We start from the raw sequence: 25,414 nt of genomic DNA, 5'->3' as shown, positions 1-25,414 counted from the left end.
CCCCCGGACCGCGGCCCGGGACACCGCCGGATCAGCCCTCGCGGGCGTCCACGACGCGGCGGATCTTGCCCACCGAGCGCTCCAGGGTCTCCGGATCGACGACGTCGACGTCGACGGTGATGCCGACACCGTCCTTGACGTCCCGGGCGATGGCCGCCGCGGCTGCCGCGCGCTGCCCGGGCCCGGTGCCCGGGCGGGCCTCGACGCGCACGGTCATGTGATCCATCCGGCCACGGCGGGTGAGCCGTATCTGGAAGTGCGGGGCGACACCGGGGACCCGCAGCAGGATCTCCTCGATCTGGGTGGGGAAGACGTTGACCCCGCGCAGGATGATCATGTCGTCGCAGCGCCCGGTGACCTTCTCCATGCGGCGGAAGGCGGGTCGCGCGGTGCCCGGCAGCAGCCGCGTCAGATCGCGGGTGCGGTAGCGGACGACCGGCAGGGCCTGCTTGGTCAGCGAGGTGAACACCAGCTCGCCCTCCTCGCCGTCGGGCAGCACCTCGCCGGTGATCGGATCCACGACCTCCGGGTAGAAGTGGTCCTCCCAGATGTGCAGCCCGTCCTTGGTCTCCACGCACTCCTGCGCGACGCCGGGGCCCATCACCTCCGACAGCCCGTAGATGTCCACCGCGTGCAGCCCGGCGCGCTCCTCGATCTCACGGCGCATCCCCTCCGTCCACGGCTCGGCGCCGAAGATCCCGACCTCCAGGGAGGAGTCGCGCGGGTCGACGCCCTGGCGCTCGAACTCGTCGAGGAGGGCGAGCATGTAGGAGGGCGTGACCATGATGATCTCGGGCCGGAAGTCCAGGATCAGCCGCACCTGGCGGGCCGTCATCCCGCCGGAGGCCGGGATGACGGTGCAGCCCGCCCGCTCGGCCCCGTAGTGCGCGCCCAGCCCGCCGGTGAACAGGCCGTAGCCGTAGGCGATGTGCACCTTGTGCCCGGGGCGGCCGCCGGCGGCCCGGATGGAGCGGGCGACGACGTCCGCCCACACCTCCAGGTCGCCCTCGGTGTAGCCGACCACGGTGGGACGTCCGGTGGTGCCGCTGGAGGCGTGCAGCCGGCGCACCCGCGACATCGGGACGGCGAACATGCCGTAGGGGTAGGTGTCGCGCAGATCGGCCTTGGTGGTGAAGGGGAAGCGCGCGAGATCCGCCAGGGAGCGGCAGTCCTCCGGGGTGACGCCCGCCTCCTCGAAGGCGCGCCGGTAGTGCTCCACGTTCTCGTACGCGTGCCGCAGGGTGGAGCGGAGCCGGTCGAGCTGGAGGGCGCGCAGCTCGTCGCGGTCCATCCGCTCGGCCGCGTCCAGCGCGGCGGGTGCGGGCGCCCGGCCCGGCGGAGGGGCCGGAGTCGCGGCCGGGGGCGCGGTATCGGCCGGTCCGCCGCTCATGACGCCTCCTTCCCCGCCGGGGTGCCGCGTCCGCCCGTGCCGCGTTCGCCGACGGTGCGGCTGCGTCCGCGGAACTCGGCGATCACCCGGCCGTCCGCGTCCCGCAGGACGGTCACGTCGTAGACGCCGCTGCGGCCGGAGCGGGTGCGCTCCTCGGCGACGGCCAGCAGCACGTCGCCCTCGTGGGCGGGAGCGGTGAAGACGACGTCCGCGCCGGCCGCCACCGTCACCGGACCGTGGCTGTTGCAGGCGCAGGCGAACGCGGTGTCGGCGAGCGTGAACAGATAGCCGCCGTGGGCGACGCCGTGGCCGTTGACCATGTCCGCGGTCACCGTCATCCGCACCGCCGCCGAGCCGTCCCCGGCCCGGAGCAGCTCCATGCCCAGGCCGCGGGAGGCCCGGTCGGCGGCGAACATCCGCTGGGCGGGGCCCTGTCCGGTCTCCGTGAGCTGTGTCATCCGCCTCCACCACTTCAGTCGTGGGCCGTCGTGGGCCGCTGGGGGACACCGCGGGGCGCCGTGGCCGGCCCGCGACCCTTGAGCCCGACCGACCATTCGGTTAGCTTTGCGGCGACGTCAGGTAAACCGACACCCGGACCGCCTGTCAAGGGACGGGACGCCCGCCGGTACGGTCGCCCTGTTCCCGGCGTGCGTCCCGGCGCGGGTACGGCGCGTGTGGACGCACGGACGGGCGCGGGACAGCGGGACGCGGCGGGCACGGCGAACGACGCGACGGCAGACGCGACAGACACGAGGAGAGTTCATGGCAGCGGCACCGGGAACCGTCGGCGTGGTGGGCGGCGGGCGGATGGGCGCGGGCATCGCGCAGTCCTTCGCGACGGCCGGTTCGGCGGTGGTCGTCGTGGAGAGCGGGAAGGAGGCCGCCGCGGCGGCCCTGGAGCGCGTCGCCACCGGCCTGCGCCGGGCCGCCGAGCGCGGCAGGCTGGAGGAGCCGGCCGAACGGGTCCTGGCGCGCGTCACCACCGTCACCACCGTGGACGACCTGCCCGCCGGCGCCGATCTGGTCGTCGAGGCGGTCCCGGAGGATCCGGCCCTCAAGGCCCGGCTGCTCGCCGCCGCGGAGAAGGCCGTGGGCGAGACGACGGTGCTGGCCACCAACACCAGTTCCCTGTCCGTCACCGAGCTCGGCACCGCGCTGGCCCGCCCCGAGCGGTTCCTGGGCATGCACTTCTTCAACCCCGTGCCCGCCTCCGCCCTGGTGGAGCTGGTCGTGGCCGGGCGGACGGCGGACGACACCGTGCGGACGGCCCTGGAGTGGGTCCGCGCCCTGGGCAAGAAGGACGTCGTCGTCAGGGACTCGCCCGGCTTCGCCAGCAGCCGGCTGGGTGTGGCCCTCGGCCTGGAGGCGATCCGGATGGTGGAGGAGGGCGTCGCCGAGCCCGAGGCCATCGACGCCGCCATGAGCCTGGGCTACAAGCACCCGATGGGTCCGCTGCGGCTGACCGACCTCGTCGGCCTCGACGTGCGCCTGGCCATCGCCGAGTACCTCCACGACACCCTGGGCGAGCGCTTCGCGCCGCCGGAGCTGCTGCGGGAGAAGGTCGCCCGCGGCGAGCTGGGCCGCAAGACCGGCCGGGGCTTCTACACCTGGGAGGGCTGACCCCGCGGGACCGGGTCCGTGCGGCGGGGCGGCGCGGACCCGGGTGATCCGGAAGGCCTCCGGAAAAACCGTCGCCCACCGCTGTCGCTCACGCACGGAACGTGGCATCCTCCGTATGCCGACGGTTGCGTTGTCACGGGGGAGGGCGGGACCGGGTGGGGGAGACGACGGCTGCGCTGTGGATGAGAGGACGCGGGGGCGTCCTCGGTCTGGTCGACGAGTGCCTGGGACAGCCACCGGGCACCGAGCGGCCGGTGACGATGCTGGTCGGGCCGCGGGGCAGCGGGGCCAGCGAGACGCACGGCGTCATCATGGGCCGGTTCGGGGTCGAACACCCCTTCGCGTACCTCAACTTCGCCTCCGGACAGGCCCTGCTGCCCCGCCACGCCCTCGCCCTCATCGCCCGGCAGCTGGAGCGCAGGCTCCCGCAGTACCGCGTCCTGCGTTTTCCCCGGCTCACCATGGGGCTGCTCGCCTCGGACAACGAACTGCGGATGTCCAGCCGTTCGGAGGGGCGGCGGGCCGTCCGGCAGCAGCTGGACCGGTTCCGGCAGGAGGCCGAGGCCGAGCACGGCAACTACCTGGCGGCCTTCCTGGAGGTCGCCGGCGGCGCGCTGGGAGCGCCCGGCGGCACCCCGGCGGTGGTCGCCGCGATCCTGGGGGACGCGGCCCGGCGCGGCGGGCGCGGTCTGCCGGGGCGGCTGTTCTCCGGGGTCCCGCAGTGGTTCGGCGACCACCCGCTGGTGCCCTCCCGGGACCCGTGGGACGCGCTGCTGGAGCTCAACATGTGGCGCCACAACGGCACGGTGCAGGAGAAGAGGCTCCTCGACCGGGTGCTGTTCGCCGCCTTCCTGGACGATCTGCGCCATGCCGCCGAGCGCTGGTTCACCGCTCCCTCCTGCCTGGTCCTGCTGGACAACTGCCACACCGAGCAGGGGCACCTCTTCCTCGACCTGCTGACCGGTTCCCGCCGCGATGCCGCGCTGTCCGGCACCCCCTGCGATCCGATGACGGTGGTGTGCAGCTCCAACCGCTGGCCGGAGAACTGGGGTCCGTCCAGCGGCGACCAGTGGCCATGGAGGCTGCGCGACCCCGACCGCGTCTCGCTCGCCGACTGGCACCGGCACCGGCCCGCCCACGACAGCGACGACTCCTGGTGGTATCCGCTGCGGCTGCGCGACCTCACCCTGGACGAGGTGCGCACCAGCATCGAACTGGCCTCGCCCCGCCACTCCGGCCTCGCGCCGTTCGTGCACCGGCTCACCAACGGCCTGCCCGCGGCGGTGCAGCAGGTGACCGAGATACTGGACCGGGCCGACGTACCCCGCCGCAGCGACAGCGAGTTCGATCTGTGGCTCCGTGCCCTGCCCGGCCGCAGGTTGCGCAGCGCTCGGGGGCTCCCCCTGGCCGACGTGGCGCTGGAACGCCTGCTGGAGGGATTCTCCGCAGCACAACGCGCCGCGCTCGTCAGGTACTCGGCGGCCGGCGACCTGGCGGTGGGCAGCAGGGTCCTGGGCGCGACGGTTCCCGGGAGTTCCGACGAGCCGGTCTTCAGCGAGGTCCGCTCGCGGTGGCTGCTCGACCCGGAGCGGCCGGAGCCGTGCCTGCACCCCTGGTTGCGCAGGCTGCTGCTATGGCGGCTGGCTGCCGACCCGGACGCCTGGACCACCACCCACGACCTGCTGGGTGACCACTTCCAGGCGGAGGGCCGGGAGGCGGATGCGCTCTACCACCGGCTGGCCGCGCACCGGATCGACGAAGTGGTGAGCCGCCTGGTCGTCCGGTTCCGCGAGTGGAGCGCCGCCGACTGGCTGGACACGTTCAACACCGTCACCGCGGCGCCCAACCGCCTGCCCGTGGACCGTCCCGCACTGGCGCTGCTGGGTGAACTTGCGCCTGAGGAACCCGCGCGGTTGATCACCGACACCCTGGTGATCCGGGGGCTGGTGTACGCGCGCTGGTTGTGGAGCGACCCGCTCGGCGACCCGGGGATGCGGCTGAACAACGTGATAGCCGGCAAGTACGACCGGTTGTCCGAACTGAGGGGGAGCGACATCGTGGCTCTGTATGACGAGGCCGAGCGTTACCGGCACTGGCGGCACCCGCTGACCGCCGCGGACAGGTGGTGAGAGGCGTGGCCGGTCCTAGGGTGTCCCTGCGCACCGCCAGGCGCGTCGCCGTCGCGGCGGTGGTGCTGGCCGTCCTCGCGGTGGCGCTGCCGGTGGCCTACAAGTGGTGGGCGCGGTGCGCGGACGGCGTGGTGAAGAAGGGGTCGTCGGGAGAGTGCGTCGGGGTGACCGACGGCTCGTACTCCTTCGACGGGGAATTCGACGACGTGATGCGGATGATCAAGGCCGAGAACGAGTTCGTCGCCAAGGAGAGCGAGCGGGGCGCGCCCTACGTCAGCATCGCCTACATGACCACCCTGACGCCCGGGGAGACCGACAGCAACCCGGTGGAATCGGTGAAGCACGAACTCCAGGGCGCCTATCTGGCCCAGCGCCGGGCCAACCGCTGGGACCTGAGCGGCAAGCCCCTGGTCAGGCTGCTGGTCGCCAACGTGGGCAGCGGATCCCGGTACTGGGAGCACACGGTCGGGGAGCTGATCGGGCGGAAGTCCGGGGAGAGGCTGGTGGCGGTGACCGGTCTCGGCCCCAGCACCCAGCGCAACCAGCAAGCCGTGCAGAGGCTTTCGAGGGAGGGGGTGGCCACGGTGGCCGGCACCATGACCGCCACCAACATCCGCGAGATGGAGGGCTTCGTCCGGGTGGCTCCGACCAACGCGAACGAGGCGTGGGCCGCGGCCAGATACCTCAGGAAACGGGAGAGCGGCCACCGTGTCATGGTGGTCGAGGACAAGGCCAGGGAGAATCTGTACGCCAGTACCCTCAGCGGGGACTTCACCCGGGAGTTCACCGAAGACGGGAGAAGGCCGGAGCTGGTCGTCGAGACCAAGGTGTTCGACTCCTCGCTCTCCGATGCCTGGGAGACCCAGCTGTCCCAGATATCCGGGCAGATGTGTGACTACAAGCATGATGTGATCTACTTCGCCGGCCGCGGTCGGCACCTCACCCGCTTCCTCAACTCGTTGGCCAACCGCTCCAGGTGCCAGGACCGGAAGTTCACGGTGATGACCGGCGACGACACCACCAACCTCACCAGCGACGAGATGGAGCAGGCGGCTCGCAACGGTATCCGTGTGCTCTATACCGGGCTGGCCCACCCCGACATGTGGAAGAAGGGGTCCCGGGGGGTCTCCCCGGCGACGATCTGGTACTTCCGCGAGGGCGGGGAGGACGAGGGAAGCCCGGTGGCGGGGGAGGCGTCGAAGGACGCGGAGAAGCGGCCGAAGCGGCTGGCGGAGCTGTTCCCGGGGGACTCACGTGACGACGGCCAGGCGATGATGGCCCACGATGCGGTGCTGACCGCCGTCCACGGTGCGCGGATGGCGGCCAGGAGCGGCATCCCCGTGAACGGCGAGACGGTGGGCGGCATGTTCCAGGTGATGGACGGCGACCGGGTGCCCGGCGCCAGCGGGTTCCTGGCCTTCGAGGAGGACGGCAACCCGAAGGAGAAGGCCATTCCCGTCCTCAGACTTGAGCAGCGGGCCGAAGGGGGACCCGATCAGGGACCGGAGGGAAGGGAATCGGCCGAGCCGTTCCTGGTCGAGGTCGTGTGCGTCCCCCAGCGAGAGGGTACCCGCCGGAAGCCGCCCGAGGAGTGCGTCACGCCGGGGGAGGATCGAGCTGGTCGCTGATCGGGCAGATGCGCAGGGCCTGTTCGATGACGCGACTGCGCCGTTCCCCTTCGGCGGAGGGCAGCGAGACGTCGGCGGTGGCGTCGAAGCGGTAGTGCTGGGCGCCGCCGTTGCTGAGCCGGACGCGGGCGGTCACCTCGCTGCCGGACGGGTCCACGCCGGTCTCGGTGGCCGCGATGACCAGCGCCTGGTGCAGACAGGTGGCCAGCGCGGCCGCGTACAGCTGCTCGGGGTCGTACCCGTGCCCGCTGCCGCCCAGCTCGCCGGGGGCGCCGACCGGGAGGCCGGCCCTCCCGGAGACGTCCACCCGGCCGGTGCCGTGCAGGGAGCGGGCCTGGGCGGTGTACAGATCCTCTTGGGTTGGGGCCATGGGGAAGATCTACCCGTGCGCTCCGGCGGGAGGCGCCTCCGAACGCGTGACGCCTCGAAGGCGCCCCGCCCGGCTTCGCGCGGGCCTCCGCACAGGGCCCTCCGTCTCAGCCCGCGTCCTCGGTGCGCATCCGCACCTCCTCCTCCAGCCTGTCCAGGCTCCGGTCGAGGGAGGTGTCGACCTCCTCGCGCGAGGGCGCGTGGCTCTCGTCGAAGAAGGACAGGTGCACGGTCACCTCGCTGGCGCCGCTGCCGATGCCCGCCACCTGGAGCCAGCCGGCGTACGCGCCCTCGTCGCGCGTACCCCACTCCGCCCGGAACTGGTCTGGCCGGGTGCGGAACAGGGCCCGGATGTCGTGCCCGGTGCGGTCCTCGTGCACGGTCACGGCCGGGGGGTCCTCCACATGGGCGTGGAGGTCCGACGGAAGCCAGCGGTCCAGCCGCTCCAGATCGCTGACCTGGTCGAAGACCAGTTCGGGCAGGGCGGGCATGGTGCGGGAACGCTCGTACTCACTCACCGGATCTCGCTTTCGGGTCGTACGACATCGGACCCGGCACTGCGTACCCCCATCCGGGCCGGGCATCCCCGCGTCCCCCGGCCGGCCCGCCTCCGGCACGGTCAGCCGAACCCGCCCGCCGCGTCCAGGATCCGCCCGGCGACCCCCACCGAGTCCACCAGCGGATGCAGCGCCAGCGCCCGCAGCGCCGCCTCGCGCGAACCGGTGAGCGCCGCCTCGATCGCTGCCCGCTCCACGGCCTTGAGCGTGAGCATCAGCCCGAGCTGGTCGGCCGCCACGGTGCCGGCCGCCAGCGGGTGCGCACCGGAGGCGTCGACCAGGCACGGCACCTCGACCACCGCGTCGCCGTCCAGCCCGGGGACGGCGCCGCGGCCGGGGACGTTCAGGATCAGCGTGGTGCGCTCGTCCCGGGCGATCGCCCGCATCAGGGCCAGCGCCACCCGGTCGTAGCCCCCGCCCTCCAGATCGCAGCTGTCGCGCTCCCAGCCGCCGGAGGCCTCGCGGCTCTCGGCCAGATAGGTCTCCTCGCGCTCGCGGCGGGTGCGCTCCCACTCGTCGTACGCCTGCGCGGGGTCGTCCGGCCGCGCCCGCTCGTAGAAGCGGGACTGCTGGCCGTGGAGGAACTCGCCGCGCGTGGCCCCGGCCCCGCGGACGGCGGCGACCGCCTCGCGGTTGAAGTAGTAGTAGTGCAGGTACTCGTTGGGCAGCGCGCCGAGGGTCCGCAGCCAGTCGGCGCCGAACAGCCTGCCCTCCTCGAAGGAGGCGAGCGCGGCCGGGTCGGCCAGCAGCTCGGGCAGCCGGTCGCGGCCGTCCACCGTGAGGCGGCGCAGCCAGCCCAGGTGGTTCAGGCCCACGTAGTCGTAGCCGGCGCGGTCCGGGTCGGCGCCCAGGGCGCGCGCGGCGCGGCGGCACAGCCCGACGGGCGAGTCGCAGATGCCGATGACGCGTTCGCCCAGGCCGCGCTCGCGCAGGACGGCGGCCATCGCCTCGGTCACCATCCCCGCCGGGTTGGTGAAGTTGATGGTCCACGCACCGGGGGCGACCTCGGCGATCCGCTCGGCGACGCGCACGGCCACCGGCAGGGTGCGCAGGCCGTACAGCACGCCTCCCGCGCCCACCGTCTCCTGCCCCAGCACCCCCTCGGCGAGCGGGATCCGCTCGTCGCGCACCCGGCCGGCCAGGCCCCCGACCCGGATGGCGGAGAAGACGAAGTCGGCGCCGCGCAGCGCGTCGTCGAGATCGGTGGTGGCGCGCAGCGCGGGGGCCGGGCCGGTGTGCCGCCCGCGCTGGTGGGAGAGGACCGCGCCGATCGCGTCCAGCCGGGTGCGGTCGGTGTCGTACAGGACGAGTTCGGTGACGCGGCCGGCCCGGTCCCCGGAGTCCTCCAGCAGCGCCCGGTGCACCAGGGGCACCCGGAACCCGCCGCCGCCCAGCACGGTGAGCCTCATGCCCGGCCACCTCCGGCAGCCGCTCCCGACGCGGTTCGCGGCACGGTCGTCACGACGTCATGTCTCACGCGGCCACGGTCTCACACCGGCCACGCGCCGGGGTACGGGGCCGTCGTCCGGCCGCTCAGCCGTGGTCGACCAGCGCCACGTGCCCCTGCGTCCGCGCGCAGTGGGCGGAGCAGAAGAACCGCCCGTCCGCCGACTGCGAGCCGTGGCCCAGGATGCGGCACTGGCAGTTCTCGCAGATGGGCGCCATCCGGTGCGCCGCGCACTCCAGGCTGTCGAAGACGTGGACGGCGCCCGCCGCGTGCACCTCGAACGCCATCTCGTAGTCGTTGCCGCACACCTCGCACACGCTCATGACATGTGTCCCTTCCGCCGGTCGTCCGCTGGGTGGGTCAGCCGCAAGGATGGCGGTGGGCGCCCGGTGGCTCCCCTCGTGACGCGGCGGCCGGGCTCCGACCGGCGCACCGCAACCACCCGCCCGGCCGACGCTCCGGGGCGTCACGGCACGGACGGCGTGACGTGCCCGCGACAACAAGGTCCGGTTTCCGGACATCTTCTCCCCGACGACGGGGCATGACTGGCCGTGACACCCACGGCGGGGCCCGGCAGGGCGCGCACCGACGGACCGGGAGGGCGGGACGATGACGACGACCGCGGAGGCCGGGGACGCAGGCACCGGAAGCGGAGAGGGCGGGGACGGGAAGGGCGCGCCGCCCGCTTCACGGCGCGCCCTGGTGGCGGGATCGGTCGGCAACTTCATCGAGTGGTACGAGTTCGGGGTCTACGGCTACTTCGCGACGATCATCGCCGCGCAGTTCTTCACCCCCGAGGGCGGGAGCGACATCGAGGCCCTGGTGAAGACCTACGCCTCCTTCGCGCTGGCCTTCTTCTTCCGCCCGGTGGGCGCGGCCCTGTTCGGCCGGATCGGCGACCGGATCGGCCGCCGCCCCACCCTGATCCTGGTGGTCCTGCTGATGACCGCCGCGACGGCGGCCATCGGCCTGCTGCCGACGTACGCCACCGTGGGCGCCGCCGCGCCGTGGCTGCTCACCCTCGTCCGCGTCCTCCAAGGACTTTCGGCGGGCGGGGAGTTCGGCGGCGCGGTGTCGGTGATGACGGAGTTCGCGCCGCCCGGCCGGCGCGGCCTGTACGGGGCCTGGCAGTCGTTCACGGTGGCGCTCGGCCTGCTCGCCGGCGCCGGCCTGGCCGCCCTGCTGGCCACGGTGCTCGGCGAGGGGGACCTCCAGCGGTGGGGCTGGCGGCTGCCGTTCCTGCTGGCGGTGCCGCTGGGGCTGGCCGCACTGTGGCTGCGGCTGAGGCTGGAGGAGACGCCCTCCTTCCGGCGCTCCTCCGGCGCTTCCGCCGGGCACGCGCGCGGCGCGGGAGCGGACCTTGCGCCCGCCGCGGCACGCAGGCCGTCCGCCGCCGCGACCTGGCGGGCCGTCGGACTGGGGATCGGCCGCCTGATGGGCTGGTCCGCGGCCGGGTACACCTTCCTCGTCGTGATGCCCTCCTACCTCCAGAGCACCCTGGGGGCCTCCTTCCAGCAGGCGCTGCTGGCCACGGTCGTGGCCAACGCGGGCTTCGCGCTGGCCATCCTTCCCGCCGGGGCGCTCAGCGACCGGATCGGACGGCGGGCGGTGATGGTGGCCGGGACGGTCGCGCTGATCGTCCTCGCCTTCCCCCTGCTCAACCTCCTCCAGGACCCGGACGCCTCCTCCGCGGCCAGGGCGGCGGCGGTCTTCGCGGCCGGCGCGGCGGTGGGGCTGCTGGCCGGGCCCGGCCCGGCGATGCTCGCCGAGATGTTCCCCACCACCGTCCGCTACACCGGCCTGGGGCTGGCGTACTCGCTGTCCAACGCGGTGTTCTCCGGTTCGGCCGGGCTCATCATCACCGAGCTGATCAAGCGCACCGGCGACGCCGACGTCCCCGCGCTGTACGTGGTGGCCGTCTGCGCGGTGGGCCTGCCGGCGCTGCTCACGCTGCGCGGCGACGACCACCGGCGCGCGCTGCGGGACTGACCGGGCACAGGCGGAAAGGATGGCACGGGCGGAACGGGCGGAACGGATGGAACGGGCGGCACGGGCCGAACGAGCGGAGCGGACGCCGCGGAGGGCGAGGAGGAGGGCACGGGCATGAGGGTGATCGGGTTGATGTCGGGCACGTCCTGCGACGCGATCGACGCGGCGGCCGCCGATCTGGGGATCGAGGGCGACACCGTTGTCCTGACCCCGCTGGGCGACATCGAGTGCGCCTTCCCCGGCGGGCTGCGCCGCGAACTGCTCGCGGCGCTCCCGCCGTCGTCCACCACCATGGCGGCGGTCTGCCGGCTCGACACCCTCCTCGGGCAGGCCCTCGCGGCGGCGGCCGACCGCGCCGACCGCGAACTGTGCGCAGGGGAAGCGGAGTTGGTCGTCTCGCACGGGCAGACCTGCTACCACTGGACGGAGGACGGCCGGGTGCGCGGCACCCTCCAGCTCGGCCAGCCCGCCTGGATCACCGAACGCACCGGCCGCACGGTCGTCTCCGACCTGCGCCCGCGCGACGTGGCCGCGGGCGGGCAGGGGGCGCCGCTGGTGAGCGCCCTGGACGTGCTGTGGCTGCGCGGCCGGCCGGGGGCGCCCGTCGCCCTCAACCTGGGCGGCATCGCCAACATCACGGTGGCACACGGGGCGCACGGCCCGCTGGCGTACGACACCGGGCCCGCCAACGTGCTGCTCGACACCGCCGTGCGGGAGCTGACCGGGGGCCGCGCCGACCACGACGCGGACGGGGCACTGGCCGCCGCGGGCACCGTCTGCCGACCGCTGCTGGACAGGCTGCTGGCCGAGCCGTACTACGCCCGGCCCGCGCCGAAGACCACCGGCCGGGAACTGTTCAACGCCGCCTATCTGCGCACCGCCCTGGCCGGCTTCGGGCACCTGCCGGCCGAGGACGTGCTGGCCACCCTCACCGAGCTGACGGCCCGCACCGTCGCCGACGCCGTACGGGCGGCCGGCGGCACCGAGGTGATCGCCTCGGGCGGCGGCACCCGCAACCCCGTGCTGCTGGCCCGGCTCGCCCTGGCCCTGGACGGGGTCCCGGTGCGCGTCTCCGACGAACTCGGCCTGCCCTCCGGCGCCAAGGAGGCGTACGCCTTCGCGCTGCTGGGCTTCCTCACCGCCCTCGGTCTGCCCGGCACGGTCCCGGCCTGCACCGGTGCGCGCCACGCCCGTGTGCTGGGGTCGGTCACACCGGGCCGCGGCGGGCCTCCGCCGCGGCCCTGGGACGTGCCGGCGCCCGTACGGCTCCGGGTCTCCCGGGGCGCTCCCCGTACCGGACCTTCACAGGACCCCCAAATCGGCATCGGAAATGCGTATTGATACCGTCGTGGCATGCGGCTGACGAAGTTCACCGATCTGGCGCTGCGCGTGGTGATGCGCCTGGCGGTGATGGACGAGGGCGAGGTCCCCACCTCCCGGGAGGTCGCCGAGTCGGTGGCCGCGCCGTACACGCACGTGTCCAAGGTGGTGAGCCGCCTCCAGCACATGGGCGTGCTGGAGGCCCGGCGGGGCAGGGGCGGCGGGCTGGAGCTGACCCCCCGCGGCCGGGAGGCCTCCGTCGGCTGGCTCGTCCGGCGGCTGGAGGGCGCCGGTGACGTGGTGGGCTGCGAGGATCCGTCCGCGCCGTGCCCGCTGCGCGGCGCGTGCCGCCTGCGGTCCGCGCTGTACGAGGCCCAGGAGGCGTTCTACGCGGCGCTCGACCCGCTGACGGTGCGGGATCTGGTGGGCGGGCCCGCGGGGCCCGTGGTGCTCCGCCTGCTCACCGGGCCGCCGTCCCCCTCGTAGCCGTCCGGCTCCGGTCCCCTCGGGGACCCCCGCCCTGCCCGGCCCCGGCCCCGGCCCTTGCCCGGCCGGACCGCGAACCGACCGAGGTGCCGTGGAGTGGTTCCGTGCGCCTCAAAACTCGCATCTGTAGTGCGAATTAAGGAGACAGTGATGCTGTCCGAGAAGTCCACCGCCGTCGTACGCGCCACCCTGCCGGCCATCGGTGCCGCCATCGGCGACATCACCCCGGTCTTCTACCGCAGGATGTTCGCCGCCCACCCCGAGCTGCTGCGCGACCTGTTCAACCGGGGCAACCAGGCCAACGGCACCCAGAGCCGCGCGCTGGCGGGCTCCATCGCCGTCTTCGCCACCATGCTGCTGGAGCACCCGGACCGGCGCCCCGACGCGCTGCTGGCCCGTATCGCCCACAAGCACGCCTCCCTGGGCATCACCGCCGACCAGTACACGGTCGTACACCGCCATCTGTTCGACGCCATCGCCGAGGTCCTGGGAGAGGCGGTCACCCCCGAGGTGGCCGAGGCGTGGGACGAGGTGTACTGGCTGATGGCCGGGGCCCTGATCGCCATGGAGGCGCGGCTGTACGCCGCGAGCGGCGTCGGCGACGGGGACGTGTGGCGGCCCTGGAAGGTGGTCGGCCGCCTGGAGGAGACCGCCGAGGTGGCGACCTTCATGCTCCGCCCGGCCGACAGCGGCCCCGTGCCGCCCTTCCGGCCGGGGCAGTACGTCTCCGTCCAGGTCACCCTGCCCGACGGGGCACGGCAGATCCGCCAGTACAGCCTCTCCTGCGCCCCCGGCGGCGACGACCGCTGGATATCGGTCAAGCGCGTCTGCGGCGACCCGGCCGGCGAGGTCTCCAACTGGCTGCACGAGAACGTCCGCGAGGGCGACGTGCTCACCGTCGGCGCCCCCTTCGGTGACGTGGCGCTGGACGACGGCGACGGCCCGGTCCTGCTCGCCTCGGCGGGCATCGGCTGCACCCCGATGGTCAGCATGCTCGCCCACCTGGCCGCCACCGGCTCACCGCGCCGGGTGACGGTGGTGCACGGAGACCGGGCCGAGTCCTCCCACGCCTTCCGCGAGCAGATGGAACTGCTCACCGCCAAGCTGCCCGACGCCGCCCTCCACGTCTGGTACGAGCGTCCCGAGGGCGAGTGGCCGGCCGGGCGCACCGGACTGGTGGACCTGTCGGACGTCGAGATCCCCGAGGGGTCCCGCGCCTACCTGTGCGGGCCGGTTCCGTTCATGCGCTCGGTGCGCACCCGGCTGCTGGAGCGCGGAATCCCCGCCTCCCGCATCCACTACGAGTCCTTCGGCCCCGACCTGGGCCTCGACGCCGACTGAACACGCCGACTGGGCACGCCGACTGGGCACGCCGGCCGGGCTTGCTCCGGCACGGGCCGCCGCGCCCCTCACCGCGCGGCGGCCGAGGCCCTCAGGGCGGCGATCACCTCCTCGTCGCCCACCTGGTGGAAGTCCTCGTACCACTGCCCGACCCCCTGGAAGGACGGCGGGGTCTCCAGGCACACCAGGCGGTCGGCCACCGCCTCCATCGCCGCGGCCGCCTGCACGGAGGAGACCGGAACGGCCAGGACCAGGGACTCCGGCTCCAGGACGCGGGCGGCGTGCAGCGCGGCGCGCGCGGTGACACCGGTGGCCAGTCCGTCGTCGACGACGATCACCGTACGGCCCCGCAGCCTCGGGGCGGGACGGCCGCCGCGGTAGAGGTCCTCGCGGCGGCGCAGCTCCGCCCGCTCCCGCTCGACCTGCCCGGCCAGGTCCCCGGCCGTCAGGCCGAGCATCCGCAGGGACTGCTCGTCGAGCAGCGGCGGGCCCTCGCCCGCGACGGCCCCGATGCCGAACTCGGGGTTGAACGGCGCGCCGATCTTGCGGGCGACCAGCACGTCCAGCGGCGCGTGCAGTGCGCGGGCGACCTCCTCGCCCACGGGGACGCCGCCCCGGGGGAGCGCCAGGACCAGCGGGTCCCTGATCTCTCCGGCGCGCTGGAGGTCCCGCAGCGGCTCGGCGAGCATCCGGCCCGCCTGCGTGCGGTCGTGGAAGCGCATGATCTGTCTCCCTTCGCTTCCCTGCGGTCCCGCCGCGCGGGGGCCGGACGCCGGTGCGGCAGCGGTACGGCGGCGGGACGGGTCACCGGGGCACCGTCTCCCGGGTCATGCGGACGAACCAGTCGCGGGCCGCGGCGGCGGCCTGGTCGAGGGTGCCGGGCTCCTCGAACAGATGGGTGGCGCCGGGCACCACGTGCACCGTGCACGGGGCCGACAGCCGCGAGGCCGCCTGCTCGTTCAGCCGCAGCACCTCGCGGTCCTCGCCGCCGACGATCAGCAGTACGGGCGCGGCGACCCGGTCCAGGGCGCCGCCCGCGAGATCGGGCCTGCCGCCCCGGGAGACCACGGCCCGCACCCGGTCGGGCTGCTCGGCCGCGGCCACCAGGGCCGCGGCGGCGCCCGTACTGGCCCCGAACAGTCCGATCGGCACCCCGGCGGTGTCCGGACGGCCGCCGAGCCAGTCGACCGCCGCCACCAGACGCCGCGCCAGGAGGGGGATGTCGAAGCGGTACTCGGCGGTGACCGTGTCCGTCCGCTCCTCGTCCTCGGTGAGCAGGTCGAACAGCAGCGTGCCCAGCCCGGCGTCCTGCAGGACCCCGGCCACCGCCCGGTTGCGCGGGCTGTGCCGGGAGCTGCCGCTGCCGTGGGCGAAGGCCACGACGCCGCGGGCCCCGTCGGGCATGGTGAGGTCCCCGGCCAGGGCGGCTCCTCCGTCGGTCGGGATCCTCAGTGTCTGGGGGAGCATCGGCCACCTCCCGTGCTGTGGGGATCGGTGCGCCGCAGGGGTACCCGTCGGCCCCGGCGGTATGCGCCCGCGAAGGGGCGGTGCGCCACCGCGTGCTACCGGTCCGCCCCGCCCGCCGACGCGGCCTCCTCCTCCCGCCCTCCCGGCCCCGGCTCCTCCCGGCCCCGGCTCCTCCCGCCCTCCCGGCCCCGGCTCCTCCCGCGGCCCCTGTTGCTCCCGCTGCTCCCCGGCGTCCTCGGGGCCGAACAGCGAGATCGAGCCGAACTCGCCGTCGTAGCCGGGCTCGCGCCGCACCCGGTGGGCGCGCAGCCGCTCGATCGCCTCGGCCGCCTCCGGCTCGCCCGCCTCGCGCACCCGGCGCACCGGCACCTGGAGCAGCAGCGGCAGCTCCGGGCCCAGCGCGGCGGTCAGACCCTCCAGGGCGCGCTCGACGGACTTGGTCTTCGGCCCGACGCCCAGGATCTCGCCCGCGATCTCCGGCAGCGGGACGATCTTCAGGGCCTCGCCGCCGGTGGACGGCCTCCGCCCGGGTGGACGGTCGGCCAGCTCCTCGACCCGGTGGAGCACACCGACGGTCAGCTTCCTGCCGCACACCGGGCACCTGCCGCCGCGCTCCCTGGTCCCGGCAGGCTCCAGCCGCACTCCGCAGGCGCGGTGCCCGTCCAGGTGGTACTTGCCCGCCTCCGGGTACAGATCCACGGTGCCGGCGTACCCCTCGCCGGTCTCCAGCGCGCGGCGGACCGCGAAGTAGTCCACCTCGGTGTCGAACACGGTGGCGTTGCGGCCCAGGATGGGCGGGGAGTGCGCGTCCGAGTGGCTGACCAGCCGGAGGCGGTCCAGGGAGGAGACCCGCCAGTTCATCTCCGGGTCCGAGGACAGGCCCGTCTCCAGCGCGAAGACGTGCCCGGCCAGGTCGCCGTAGCACTCGTCCACGCCGTCGAAGCCGGACTTCGAGCCGAGGACGCCGAACCAGGGCGTCCAGGCGTGCGCCGGCACCAGGTAGGAACCCTCGCCGCAGGAGAGGACGGCCTCCAGCAGATCACGGGAGTCCATCGCCAGGGCGGGCCGGCCGTCCGAGGCGAGGTCGCCGTACGGGGACAGGGCGCGGGCCAGCCGCCCGGCCGCGTCGAAGCCGGGCGCGTAGCACAGGTGGTGGATCCTGCGGCCCCGGCCGCCGCGCCGGTAGTTGGTGGCGACCTCCACCTGGAGCAGGAAGCGCAGCGGGCCGCGGCAGGCCGGCGGCAGGGTCTCCAGCACCTCGCGGTCGAGGTCGTCCCGCAGCCGGAACAGGCCCGGCTCCGCGGGCACCAGCGACTCGCGCAGCACGCCCGCCCACACGGGGTGGAGGAAGTCGCCGGTGCCCAGCACGGTGATCCCCTTGCGCCGCGCCCACCAGGCCAGGTGCGGCAGATCGCTGTTGCGGCTGCACGCCCTGCTGTACCGGGAGTGCACGTGCAGGTCGGCGTAGTAGCGCATGTGTCCACGCGTGCCCGGGAAGCGCGTCGGCATGACGGGGGCGCGGACGGGGTGCGTCCGGGGCGCGGTGCGGGCGGTGCTACGTTGGCCGTGGCGCCCCCGCGCCCCGGACGAGCGCGTCGTACCCGGCAGGACAAGACGGCGCAGGTCATACGCAGCAAGGCAACATCACCTGCGGAGGTCGCGTCATGGCGTGGGTCGTACTGGTCGTCTCGGGGCTCCTGGAAGCGGTGTGGGCCGCGGCGCTCTCGGCGTCGCAGGGCCTGACCCGGCTCAGGCCCAGTGTGCTGTTCGTCGTCGCCCTCGCCCTGAGCATGGGCGGCCTGGCCTACGCGATGCGAGGCATCCCCATCGGCACCGGGTACGCGGTGTGGGTGGGCATCGGGGCCGTCTGCACGGCGCTGTACGGGATGGCCGCGCTGGGCGATCCCGTCTCCACCGGGCGTGTGCTCTGCCTGGTGCTGATCGTCGCCGGTGTCGTGGGCCTGAAGATCCTGGAGTGAGCGCGGTGGGGCCCGGTCCGTGCGGGCCGGGCCCCACCGCGTCCGGCCGGAGCCGTCCTCAGCGAGAGGTGTCGCCCTCGTCGGAGGTGCCGGAGGTGCCCTTCTCCTGTCCGGTGCGCTCGGTCGTGGCCGGATCGACCCGTCCCTTGGCGGTCTCGCCGGACAGGTGGCGGACGTGCTCCTTGGCGACCTGCCTGAGCCGCTGGTCCTTCTCCTGCCGCTCTTCCTTGCGACGGCGTTTGAACATGGTGCCTCGCTCCCTGCCTCGTACGGGCTGCGTACGGGCTGCCCGTGCGGGCCGTACGGGCCGTGTGCGCGGTCGGCGGCGGACCGCCGCCCGTCCGTGGCCCGGCGGCCACCGCGGGTGGGAAGCCCGTTGTGGGATTCCGCGCTACGCGGTTCCCCCGCCGCGGGTGTCCATGCCTCCTCGGTGGGGAGCGGCAGGAATAGGGAGGGACATCCGCCTGTTCGACAAAGTGATTGAACAATCAACCATTGGGATGTGAGCGCAGTGCAGTTCGGAATCTTCACCGTGGGCGACGTCACCCCGGACCCGACCACGGGCCGGACGCCCACCGAGCACGAGCGCATCAAGGCCATGGTCGCCATCGCGCTCAAGGCCGAGGAGGTGGGCCTGGACGTCTTCGCGACCGGCGAGCACCACAACCCGCCCTTCGTGCCGTCCTCGCCGACGACCATGCTCGGCTGGATCGCCGCCCGCACCGAGCGCCTGATCCTGTCCACCTCCACGACCCTGATCACCACCAACGACCCGGTCAAGATCGCGGAGGACTTCGCGATGCTCCAGCACCTGGCCGACGGGCGTGTGGACGTGATGCTGGGCCGAGGCAACACCGGGCCGGTCTACCCCTGGTTCGGGCAGGACATCCGCCAGGGCATCCCGCTGGCCATCGAGAACTACGCGCTGCTGCACAAGCTGTGGCGCGAGGACGTGGTGGACTGGCAGGGCCGCTTCCGCACCCCCCTGCAGGGCTTCACCTCCACCCCGCGCCCGCTCGACGGCGTCCCGCCGTTCGTCTGGCACGGCTCCATCCGCTCCCCGGAGATCGCCGAGCAGGCCGCCTACTACGGCGACGGCTTCTTCCACAACAACATCTTCTGGAACAAGGAGCACACCCAGCGCATGGTCTCCCTGTACCGGGAGCGCTACGCCCACTACGGCCACGGCACCGCCGAGCAGGCGATCGTCGGCCTCGGCGGCCAGGTGTTCATGCGGCGCAACTCCCAGGACGCCGTCCGCGAGTTCCGCCCCTACTTCGACAACGCGCCCGTCTACGGGCACGGGCCGTCACTGGAGGACTTCACCGAGCAGACCCCGCTGACGGTGGGCAGCCCGCAGCAGGTCGTCGAGAAGACCCTCGCCTTCCGCGACTACGCCGGCGACTACCAGCGCCAGCTCTTCCTGATGGACCACGCCGGACTGCCGCTGAAGACCGTGCTGGAGCAGATCGACATGCTCGGCGAGGAGGTCGTGCCCGTGCTGCGCGAGGAGTTCGCCGCCAGGCGCCCCGCGCAGGTGCCGGACGCCCCCACGCACGCCTCCCTCGTCGCCCGCCGCGAGGCCGGAGCCGCCGCCGGAGCCCCCGGCGCCACGGCCTGACCCCGACGCCACATCCCACCGGACCCCGGGGTCCGGACTCCGGGCCTCAGACCCCGGGCCCCGGACCGGAACCCACCGGGCACACCGGGCACACCGGACACCACCCGCGCAGGAGAAGCACCATGGAACCCATCCGGATCACGGCCGTCTCGGCCGGCCTCGGCCGCCCCTCGTCCACCCGCCTGCTCGCCGACCGTTTGGCGGAGGCGACCAGGCGGCAACTGGAAGGCGGGGAACGCCCGGTCGAGGTGCGGGTGGTGGAGCTGCGCGACCTGGCCACCGACATCGCCCACAACCTGGTCACCGGCTTCCCCGGCCCCGCCCTGGCCGAGGCGGTCGAGGCCGTGACCGGGGCCGACGGCCTGATAGCGGTCACCCCGGTCTTCACCGCCTCCTACAGCGGTCTGTTCAAGTCCTTCTTCGACGTCCTCGACAACACCGCGCTGCACGGCAAGCCGGTCCTCATGGCCGCCACCGGCGGCACCCCGCGCCACTCCCTGGTCATCGAGCACGCCATGCGCCCGATGTTCGCCTACCTGCGGGCGGTCACCGTCCCCACCGCCGTCTACGCCGCCTCCGAGGACTGGGGCGGCGTGGACGAGAGGGTGGGCGAGCTGTCCGCCCGGATCGGCCGGGCGGCGCGGGAGCTGGCCGAGCTGGTCGGCGGCCGGCCGAGGTCCGGCGGGACGGATGAGGCCCGCGGGACGGGAGAGACCGGCGGGGAGGAGGAAGCCGACGGGGCAGAAGGGGCCGGAGGGACCGAGACCGTCGTCCCCTTCGCCCGGCATCTGGCCGCCCTCGGCCTCGACTGACACCGCCCGCCGACCGGCTCCGCCAGCCGCGTCCGCCCGGGGCGGCGCGGGCCGCGGCCGGCGGGAGCTGACGGGGGCCGCCGGAGGTACGGGGGCCGCGGGCCGTACGGGTGCCGGGGCGCGGAGCGGGTAGGCGTCCCGTTCCCGCGCCCCGCCGCCGGGAGCCGGACGGCCGGGACGCCCGAGAGACCGAGAGCCCGAGAGACCGAGAGCCCGAGAGGAAGACGGCCCCATGACGACCAGCGTCGGCAACCCCGGCAGCACGACAGCCGAGTACAAGAGGTCCCCGAGCCACTTCACGGACCGCATCACGGCCGACGGCGCCGACGGCTGGCCGGTCGAGGCCGGACGGTACCGGCTGGTGGTCAGCCGGGCCTGCCCCTGGGCGAGCCGCGCCCTGGTGGTGCGGCGGCTGCTCGGCCTGGAGGACGCGATCTCCCTGGCGGTCGCCGACCCCCTGCAGGACGAGCGGAGCTGGCGCTTCACCCTGGACCCGGACGGCAGGGACCCGGTGCTGGGCATCGCCTTCCTCGGCGAGGCGTACGCCGCCCGCGAGCCCGGCTACGACGGCGGCGTCAGCGTCCCGGCGATCGTCGACGTCCCCAGCGGCGTGCTCGTCACCAATGACTACCCGCGCATCACGCTCGACCTGGCAACCGAGTGGACCGCGCTGCACCGCGACGGCGCGCCCGACCTGTACCCCGAGCCGCTGCGCGACGAGATCGACGAGGTGATGGAGGACGTCTACCGCAACCTGAACAACGGCGTGTACCTGGCCGGGTTCGCCAAGAGCGAGCGGGCCTACGAGCGCGCCTACCGGAACCTGTTCGCCTGCTGGGACCGGCTCTCCGAGCGCCTGGCCGGCCGCCGCTACCTGGTGGGGGACACCATCACCGAGGCCGACGTGCGGCTGTTCACCACCCTGGTGCGCTTCGACGCCGTCTACCACAACCACTTCAAGTGCAACCGCAACAAGCTGACCGAGGACCCGGTGCTGTGGGCCTACGCCCGCGACCTCTTCCAGACCCCCGGCTTCGGCGACACGGTCGACTTCGACCACATCAAGCGCCACTACTACCAGGTGCACACCGACATCAACCCCACCCAGATCGTGCCGCTCGGCCCGGACCTGTCCGGGTGGCTGACCCCGCACCACCGCGAGGAACTGGGCGGGCGGCCCTTCGGCGACGGGACCCCGCCCGGTCCGCCGCCCGCGGCGGAGGAGATCCCGGCCCCGGGCCGGGCCGGCACCGGCGGGGCGTGAAACCGGGCGCCGGGCCGCGTTCCCCGCGCCCTGCGCGGGTACCCCGGCCCGGACGGGGGGACGATCACAGGCACCGATGTGGGAGACAGGTGGTCACCGTGCTCGCCGGACGGCTGAACGTGAAGACGCGCTCCTTCTTCGTGGAGGAGGTGCCCACCCCGAGGCCGGGGCCGGGAGAGGTGCTGGTCAAGGTCGAGGCCGCGGGGGTCTGCCTGTCGGACGTGCACCTGATCGACGGCACCCTCACCCCGCTGTACCTGCGCGGGGACACCGTCACCCTCGGCCACGAGGTCGCGGGCGTCGTCGCCGAACCGGGCGCGGGCGTGACCCGGTGGCGGCCGGGGCAGCGCGTTCTGCTCCAGGCCGGGGAGGAGCGGGACGGGGTGGTGTGGACCCGCGGCGTGGACTACGACGGCGGCTGGGCCGAGTACGCGGTGGCGGCGGAGTCGACGCTGGTGGAGATCCCCGACGAACTGCCCTTCGAGCAGGCCGCGATCATCCCGGACGCCGTGTCCACCCCGTGGGCCGCCATCACCGCCACCGCCCGCGCCGAGCCCGCGCGTCCGGCCGGCGTCTGGGGCGCGGGCGGTCTGGGCGTGCACGGCGTGCAACTGCTGCGCCTGGTCGGTGCCGCGCCGATCATCGCGGTGGACCCCCTGCCGGAGGCGCGCGAGCGGGCCCTGGCATTCGGCGCCGACATGGCCTTCTCGTCGGACGACCCCGAGCTGGCCGCCCGGGTGCGGGGGGAGACCGGCGGGGCCGGGCTGGCCGCCGCGTTCGACTTCGCCGGGGTGCCGGCGGTGCGGGAGCAGGCTGTGCGCTGCCTGGGGCCGGGCGGCAGGCTGGTCCTGGTCGGCCTCACCGACAAGCCGCTGACCATCAGCGACGGCACCGCCTTCAGCTACTTCCAGCAGCAGGTGCTGGGCCACTACGGCTCCTCCGACGAGCACGTGGTGCAGCTCGTCGAACTGGTGCGGCGGGGCCGGCTGGACTTCTCGCGGTCGGTCAGCGGGGTGCTGCCGCTGGCGGAGGCACAGGAGGCGGTGGACCGGCTGCTGCGCAAGGAGGGCAATCCGGTCCGGCTGATCCTGCGGCCCTGAGGCGGCGACGGTGGTGGGGCTGCTTGCGGCCCGACGGTCGTACGGTCCGGCGGTTGTACGGGCTGTGCCGACGGTGCCGGCTGTGCGAACGGTGGGCGCCGGCGCCGGGCAGGGTATCGACTCTCCTGCCCGGCGCCGGAGAAAGGCCGCCGGACCGGCGTCCGTGGGGGGAGGAAACGCCGGGCCGGCGGGCGGCCGCGCCGATCGGCGGTCGTCCGGTGAGCCGGCGCACCGGACGACCGCCCTGCCGTCAGCGGGCCTTGGCGGCGGACTCCTTCTGGAAGGCGCTCAGGCCGTACGCCCAGATCTGGTTGACCCGGCTGCGCTCGGCGGCGTTGGGGTAGGCGTTGGTGCACGACGGGCCGGGGCCGCCGCCGGACATCAACTCGCTGCACGGCCCGGAGTAGTTGTCCCGCAGGCCCAGCACATGGCCGGTCTCGTGCGAGGTGACGCGGGTGGAGTTGTAGACCTGGTTCTGCCGGTAGTCCAGGAAGATGTAGCCGTTGCCGCGGCCGTCGGTGCTGGCGTAGGAGCCGCGCGAGTCGTTGCCCTCGTAGTAGCGGAAGTCGGCGTTGCTGCCCGACACCAGGCGCACGTTGCTGACCGAGGAGTTCCAGATCTGGGCGCTGCGGGATATCTCGGTGGCGAACGAGGGCGCCCGGCTGGCGTCGTAGACGACCGTGACGGCCTGCGCCCCGGTGGCCTGCTGCTTGGAGAGCGCGGACTCCATCACGGCCTCGAAGAAGGCCCTGGTGTTGGCCTGGTCGGCGGGGGAGCCGGAGTACGCGGCGATCGAGGCGGGGAGCCGGTCGGCCGGGGCGGGGGCCGCGGAGGCCGGCACCGCGGCCAGGCTCAGGGACATGCCCAGGCCGAGCGCCGCGGCCAGGGCCGCTCTGGAGGACTTCATGTGGGGGGTCTCCTTCTCGTCGGTGAACCCGGGTGCGGAACCTGAGGGGGCCGGGTCCGGCGGAGGAACTTCGGTCAGTCAGGATTGTGTTCGACCTCCGCGCCGCCGGGATGATGCCAACCGGCGATAGCGCCGCGTTATCACCCGTGATCGCACCGCCCGGTCCCCCGCCGCCCGCCCTCCCCGGAGGCCGGCCGGAGGAGCCCTGCCGGAGGAGTCCCGTCCGAGAACGGCCGAAGTCGTGCGCCGGGAACGCCGGGCATGCCGTTTCGGCGGCGTTTGGACGGCTGGTGCCGCCCGTTGGGGCGTCGTTATCCTCCAGGAGTGGAGCTCGACGTGAGGCATCTGCGCGTGCTGTGCGCCATCGCCGACGCCGGCAGCGTCCGCAAGGCGGCGCTGAGCCTGGGCATGAGCCAGCCCTCCCTGACCACGCAGCTGCGCCGTATCGAGAACGCCATCGGGGGACGGCTGTTCACCCGGGAGCGCACGGGCAGCCGCCCCACGGCACTGGGACGGTCCGTACTCTGCCGCGCACGTCCGATCGTCGCGGACATGGCGGCCCTGGTGAGCGAGGCGAGGAGCGCGGCGGCACTGGCCGGAGGCGCGCGGCTGCGGATCGGAAGCACGGCCAGCCGTGCCGTGGCCGGGTGGATGCGCAGGCTCCGGGCCCGCTACCCCGGTGCCGAGACCGGGATCCACATCGACGTCTCCGCCAACTCGCTGCTCCAGACGGTCGCCGACGGGCAGGTGGACGTGGCGTTCGTCCACGAGCCGGAGGGTTTCCCGCTGCGCTTTCCCCCGGGAGTGGAACAGCACGTCCTGGTCGCCAGGGAACCGCAGTTCATCGCCCTGCCCGAGACCCACCCCCAGGCGGGCCGCCGGGTGGTCGACATGGCCGACCTCGCCGACGACCAGTGGATCGTCGACTTCACGGCGGACGGCGAGTGGGCCGCCACGCGCCGCGCCTTCGCGACCGCCGGACTGAACCCGCGCATGGTCCACGTGCCCGACAACACCACCGCCGCGGCGCTGATCGCCGGGGGCGAGGCGGTGAGCGTGTGCCAGCCCGTCTCGCAGCAGCGCCAGGGAATGGTCATCCGCCCGCTGCGCGGCGACCCGCTGGCGGTAAGGCTGTTACTGGCCTGCCGCTCCGACAGTCCGCCGGCGGCGGAGGTCGGGGGCCTGTGCGCCGACCTCATGGCCGCCTACGCCGAGGTCGCCTGGGCCAGCCCCGCCTACCGCTGGTGGCTGCTGCGCCACGGCAGCCCGCTGCTCCCCCCGCCGGAGGGCGGCCTCGGGCCGTCCGCCGCCGAACTGCCCGGTCACGCGGACGCCGGAGACGGCCTGCCGGACGCATCGCCGGAGCACGTCCTGGCCGCGGTGGCGGGCCAGCTCCGCGCCGCGCGGCGCACCGCTCAGCACACCGCCGTGCCGCGCGTACCCCGGGCGCGCGGATGAGGAGTGGCCGGGTGGGGCGGGCGGGGTGAGGTGTGTGCGGCGGACCGCCGGGGTCAGCCTCCGCGGAAGCCCAGCGGCGGCTCGACGGTGTGGAAGCACTGGGTGCACACATAGCCGCCGCGCGGCCCCTCCTGGACGGCCCAGCCGCACTGCGCGCAGTGCATCACGGCCACGTCGGGCGCCGGGACGTCGGAGTGCGATGGGGTCATCCGGTCGCTCCGCAGTTGCCGCAGGACCAGCGCCCGTCGGGGCCCTGGATCACGGTGGCTCCGCATGTGGTGCAGTTCAACGGCAGTTCCCCTTCCGCCGTGTCCCGCCGGGTCCGCCCGCGCCGCCGGTGCGGTCACCACCGGGAGGACGCGGCTGTCACACGCCACCGTAGCCCGGCGCACGGCCTGTGACGAGACCCTCTCCGCGCGATCCGCCCCCGCCCGCCTCCCGGCCGGGTGTTCTCCGCGCCGCCGGGCCCCCGGTGTCGCAACTCACCCCGGCAGTCCGTGCGGGGCTCGCTACCATCGAGTCACCGAATA

At 74.1% G+C, this 25,414-nt stretch carries 24 protein-coding genes and 1 riboswitch; of the genes, 13 read left to right on the top strand and 11 right to left on the bottom strand.

The genetic code is table 11. From position 1 onward, the window contains the following. Positions 1-31: 31 nt before the first annotated feature. Together paaK and paaI are read right to left on the bottom strand one after the other, a co-directional pair. Entirely contained in the window at positions 32-1,390 is a 1,359-nt protein-coding gene (paaK, locus tag BMY40_RS06565) for a phenylacetate--CoA ligase PaaK (protein WP_093656389.1), read from the bottom strand. Continuing rightward, positions 1,387-1,848: a hydroxyphenylacetyl-CoA thioesterase PaaI gene (gene paaI, locus BMY40_RS06560; RefSeq protein ID WP_093656387.1), complete on the bottom strand. Its 462-nt coding sequence runs from the start codon at positions 1,846-1,848 to the stop codon at positions 1,387-1,389. The genes paaK and paaI overlap by 4 nt, the downstream gene beginning before the upstream one ends. Positions 1,849-2,152: 304 nt before the next feature. Here paaI and BMY40_RS06555 point away from each other — a divergent pair, with 304 nt between their 5' ends. From BMY40_RS06555 to BMY40_RS06545, 3 genes are all read left to right on the top strand, one after another. After that, positions 2,153-3,010: a 3-hydroxyacyl-CoA dehydrogenase family protein gene (locus tag BMY40_RS06555; protein WP_093656385.1), complete on the top strand. Its 858-nt coding sequence runs from the start codon at positions 2,153-2,155 to the stop codon at positions 3,008-3,010. Between the two features lie 155 nt (positions 3,011-3,165). Beyond that, a complete protein-coding gene (locus tag BMY40_RS06550; protein WP_245769897.1) occupies positions 3,166-5,139 on the top strand; it encodes a hypothetical protein in 1,974 nt (657 codons plus the stop codon). A 5-nt stretch (positions 5,140-5,144) separates the two neighbouring features. Then, on the top strand, positions 5,145-6,767 hold the full coding sequence (locus BMY40_RS06545) for an ABC transporter substrate-binding protein (protein WP_093656381.1): 1,623 nt from the start codon (positions 5,145-5,147) through the stop codon (positions 6,765-6,767). On the opposite strand, the gene BMY40_RS06540 is transcribed toward BMY40_RS06545, so the two are convergent. From BMY40_RS06540 to BMY40_RS06525, 4 genes are all read right to left on the bottom strand, one after another. Continuing rightward, positions 6,736-7,137, bottom strand: a complete 402-nt coding sequence (locus BMY40_RS06540) for an OsmC family protein (protein ID WP_093656379.1) — start codon at positions 7,135-7,137, stop codon at positions 6,736-6,738. The two genes, BMY40_RS06545 and BMY40_RS06540, sit on opposite strands and share 32 nt — an antisense overlap. A 106-nt stretch (positions 7,138-7,243) precedes the next feature. After that, on the bottom strand, positions 7,244-7,654 hold the full coding sequence (locus tag BMY40_RS06535; RefSeq protein WP_093656377.1) for an SRPBCC family protein: 411 nt from the start codon (positions 7,652-7,654) through the stop codon (positions 7,244-7,246). Positions 7,655-7,755: 101 nt separating this feature from the next. Further along, positions 7,756-9,102 (bottom strand): 6-phospho-beta-glucosidase, encoded by a 1,347-nt coding sequence (locus tag BMY40_RS06530; protein ID WP_093656375.1) that lies wholly within the window; start codon positions 9,100-9,102, stop codon positions 7,756-7,758. 124 nt (positions 9,103-9,226) lie between these two features. Continuing rightward, complete coding sequence (locus tag BMY40_RS06525; protein WP_093656373.1) at positions 9,227-9,463, bottom strand: hypothetical protein; 237 nt, start codon at positions 9,461-9,463, stop codon at positions 9,227-9,229. A 286-nt stretch (positions 9,464-9,749) separates the two neighbouring features. On the opposite strand from BMY40_RS06525, the gene BMY40_RS06520 reads away from it, so the two are divergent. The 4 genes from BMY40_RS06520 to BMY40_RS06505 all read left to right on the top strand — a co-directional run bounded on the left by BMY40_RS06520 (position 9,750) and on the right by BMY40_RS06505 (position 14,276). Then, a complete protein-coding gene (locus BMY40_RS06520) occupies positions 9,750-11,129 on the top strand; it encodes an MFS transporter (RefSeq protein ID WP_093656371.1) in 1,380 nt (459 codons plus the stop codon). A gap of 114 nt (positions 11,130-11,243) precedes the next feature. Next, positions 11,244-12,470: an anhydro-N-acetylmuramic acid kinase gene (locus BMY40_RS06515; RefSeq protein WP_093656369.1), complete on the top strand. Its 1,227-nt coding sequence runs from the start codon at positions 11,244-11,246 to the stop codon at positions 12,468-12,470. Between the two features lie 12 nt (positions 12,471-12,482). Beyond that, positions 12,483-12,935: an RrF2 family transcriptional regulator gene (locus BMY40_RS06510; protein WP_093656367.1), complete on the top strand. Its 453-nt coding sequence runs from the start codon at positions 12,483-12,485 to the stop codon at positions 12,933-12,935. A 150-nt stretch (positions 12,936-13,085) separates the two neighbouring features. Further along, on the top strand, positions 13,086-14,276 hold the full coding sequence (locus tag BMY40_RS06505) for a globin domain-containing protein (RefSeq protein WP_093656365.1): 1,191 nt from the start codon (positions 13,086-13,088) through the stop codon (positions 14,274-14,276). A gap of 68 nt (positions 14,277-14,344) precedes the next feature. Here BMY40_RS06505 and BMY40_RS06500 read toward each other — a convergent pair whose 3' ends face one another. Together BMY40_RS06500 and BMY40_RS28240 are read right to left on the bottom strand one after the other, a co-directional pair. Further along, entirely contained in the window at positions 14,345-14,998 is a 654-nt protein-coding gene (locus BMY40_RS06500) for a phosphoribosyltransferase (RefSeq protein ID WP_093656363.1), read from the bottom strand. Between the two features lie 82 nt (positions 14,999-15,080). Beyond that, complete coding sequence (locus tag BMY40_RS28240) at positions 15,081-15,743, bottom strand: dienelactone hydrolase family protein (protein ID WP_218158244.1); 663 nt, start codon at positions 15,741-15,743, stop codon at positions 15,081-15,083. A 1,560-nt stretch (positions 15,744-17,303) separates the two neighbouring features. After that, positions 17,304-17,367, top strand: a riboswitch (guanidine-III (ykkC-III) riboswitch). Positions 17,368-17,407: 40 nt separating this feature from the next. Between BMY40_RS28240 and BMY40_RS06490 the strand changes: the two genes are divergently transcribed. Next, positions 17,408-17,722: a DMT family transporter gene (locus tag BMY40_RS06490; RefSeq protein ID WP_093656359.1), complete on the top strand. Its 315-nt coding sequence runs from the start codon at positions 17,408-17,410 to the stop codon at positions 17,720-17,722. Between the two features lie 58 nt (positions 17,723-17,780). Here BMY40_RS06490 and BMY40_RS06485 read toward each other — a convergent pair whose 3' ends face one another. Then, the gene (locus BMY40_RS06485; RefSeq protein ID WP_093656357.1) at positions 17,781-17,969 is read right to left on the bottom strand and encodes a hypothetical protein; all 189 of its coding nucleotides are present in this window, start codon (positions 17,967-17,969) and stop codon (positions 17,781-17,783) included. A gap of 264 nt (positions 17,970-18,233) precedes the next feature. Between BMY40_RS06485 and BMY40_RS06480 the strand changes: the two genes are divergently transcribed. The 4 genes from BMY40_RS06480 to BMY40_RS06465 all read left to right on the top strand — a co-directional run bounded on the left by BMY40_RS06480 (position 18,234) and on the right by BMY40_RS06465 (position 22,519). Then, entirely contained in the window at positions 18,234-19,343 is a 1,110-nt protein-coding gene (locus BMY40_RS06480) for an LLM class flavin-dependent oxidoreductase (RefSeq protein ID WP_093656355.1), read from the top strand. A gap of 122 nt (positions 19,344-19,465) precedes the next feature. After that, on the top strand, positions 19,466-20,155 hold the full coding sequence (locus BMY40_RS06475; protein ID WP_093656353.1) for an FMN reductase: 690 nt from the start codon (positions 19,466-19,468) through the stop codon (positions 20,153-20,155). A gap of 232 nt (positions 20,156-20,387) precedes the next feature. Then, the gene (locus BMY40_RS06470; RefSeq protein WP_093656351.1) at positions 20,388-21,419 is read left to right on the top strand and encodes a glutathione S-transferase family protein; all 1,032 of its coding nucleotides are present in this window, start codon (positions 20,388-20,390) and stop codon (positions 21,417-21,419) included. Between the two features lie 89 nt (positions 21,420-21,508). Beyond that, entirely contained in the window at positions 21,509-22,519 is a 1,011-nt protein-coding gene (locus BMY40_RS06465; protein ID WP_093656349.1) for a zinc-binding dehydrogenase, read from the top strand. Positions 22,520-22,769: 250 nt separating this feature from the next. Here the strand turns inward: BMY40_RS06465 and snpA are convergent, their stop codons facing one another. After that, entirely contained in the window at positions 22,770-23,426 is a 657-nt protein-coding gene (snpA, locus tag BMY40_RS06460; RefSeq protein ID WP_093656347.1) for a snapalysin, read from the bottom strand. A 324-nt stretch (positions 23,427-23,750) separates the two neighbouring features. On the opposite strand from snpA, the gene BMY40_RS06455 reads away from it, so the two are divergent. Beyond that, entirely contained in the window at positions 23,751-24,884 is a 1,134-nt protein-coding gene (locus BMY40_RS06455; RefSeq protein WP_245769896.1) for a LysR family transcriptional regulator, read from the top strand. A gap of 53 nt (positions 24,885-24,937) precedes the next feature. Here BMY40_RS06455 and BMY40_RS27960 read toward each other — a convergent pair whose 3' ends face one another. Continuing rightward, a complete protein-coding gene (locus BMY40_RS27960) occupies positions 24,938-25,093 on the bottom strand; it encodes a hypothetical protein (protein WP_177213902.1) in 156 nt (51 codons plus the stop codon). Between the last annotated feature and the right edge of the window lie 321 nt (positions 25,094-25,414).

This window comes from Streptomyces radiopugnans (assembly GCF_900110735.1).
Lineage (GTDB): Bacteria > Actinomycetota > Actinomycetes > Streptomycetales > Streptomycetaceae > Streptomyces > Streptomyces radiopugnans.
Note: the sequence above shows the minus strand (reverse complement) of the source record. Positions and strands in the feature narration are given on the sequence as shown.

Excerpts from the sequence above, each read along its gene's own strand:
- paaK (WP_093656389.1), bottom strand. The coding sequence starts at position 1,390 with ATGAGCGGCGGACCGGCCGATACCGCGCCCCCGGCCGCGACTCCGGCC.
- paaI (WP_093656387.1), bottom strand. The coding sequence starts at position 1,848 with ATGACACAGCTCACGGAGACCGGACAGGGCCCCGCCCAGCGGATGTTC.
- BMY40_RS06555 (WP_093656385.1), top strand. The coding sequence starts at position 2,153 with ATGGCAGCGGCACCGGGAACCGTCGGCGTGGTGGGCGGCGGGCGGATG.
- BMY40_RS06540 (WP_093656379.1), bottom strand. The coding sequence starts at position 7,137 with ATGGCCCCAACCCAAGAGGATCTGTACACCGCCCAGGCCCGCTCCCTG.
- BMY40_RS06530 (WP_093656375.1), bottom strand. The coding sequence starts at position 9,102 with ATGAGGCTCACCGTGCTGGGCGGCGGCGGGTTCCGGGTGCCCCTGGTG.
- BMY40_RS06525 (WP_093656373.1), bottom strand. The coding sequence starts at position 9,463 with ATGAGCGTGTGCGAGGTGTGCGGCAACGACTACGAGATGGCGTTCGAG.
- BMY40_RS06520 (WP_093656371.1), top strand. The coding sequence starts at position 9,750 with ATGACGACGACCGCGGAGGCCGGGGACGCAGGCACCGGAAGCGGAGAG.
- BMY40_RS06515 (WP_093656369.1), top strand. The coding sequence starts at position 11,244 with ATGAGGGTGATCGGGTTGATGTCGGGCACGTCCTGCGACGCGATCGAC.
- BMY40_RS06510 (WP_093656367.1), top strand. The coding sequence starts at position 12,483 with ATGCGGCTGACGAAGTTCACCGATCTGGCGCTGCGCGTGGTGATGCGC.
- BMY40_RS06505 (WP_093656365.1), top strand. The coding sequence starts at position 13,086 with ATGCTGTCCGAGAAGTCCACCGCCGTCGTACGCGCCACCCTGCCGGCC.
- BMY40_RS06500 (WP_093656363.1), bottom strand. The coding sequence starts at position 14,998 with ATGCGCTTCCACGACCGCACGCAGGCGGGCCGGATGCTCGCCGAGCCG.
- BMY40_RS28240 (WP_218158244.1), bottom strand. The coding sequence starts at position 15,743 with ATGCTCCCCCAGACACTGAGGATCCCGACCGACGGAGGAGCCGCCCTG.
- BMY40_RS06490 (WP_093656359.1), top strand. The coding sequence starts at position 17,408 with ATGGCGTGGGTCGTACTGGTCGTCTCGGGGCTCCTGGAAGCGGTGTGG.
- BMY40_RS06485 (WP_093656357.1), bottom strand. The coding sequence starts at position 17,969 with ATGTTCAAACGCCGTCGCAAGGAAGAGCGGCAGGAGAAGGACCAGCGG.
- BMY40_RS06475 (WP_093656353.1), top strand. The coding sequence starts at position 19,466 with ATGGAACCCATCCGGATCACGGCCGTCTCGGCCGGCCTCGGCCGCCCC.
- BMY40_RS06470 (WP_093656351.1), top strand. The coding sequence starts at position 20,388 with ATGACGACCAGCGTCGGCAACCCCGGCAGCACGACAGCCGAGTACAAG.
- snpA (WP_093656347.1), bottom strand. The coding sequence starts at position 23,426 with ATGAAGTCCTCCAGAGCGGCCCTGGCCGCGGCGCTCGGCCTGGGCATG.
- BMY40_RS27960 (WP_177213902.1), bottom strand. The coding sequence starts at position 25,093 with ATGACCCCATCGCACTCCGACGTCCCGGCGCCCGACGTGGCCGTGATG.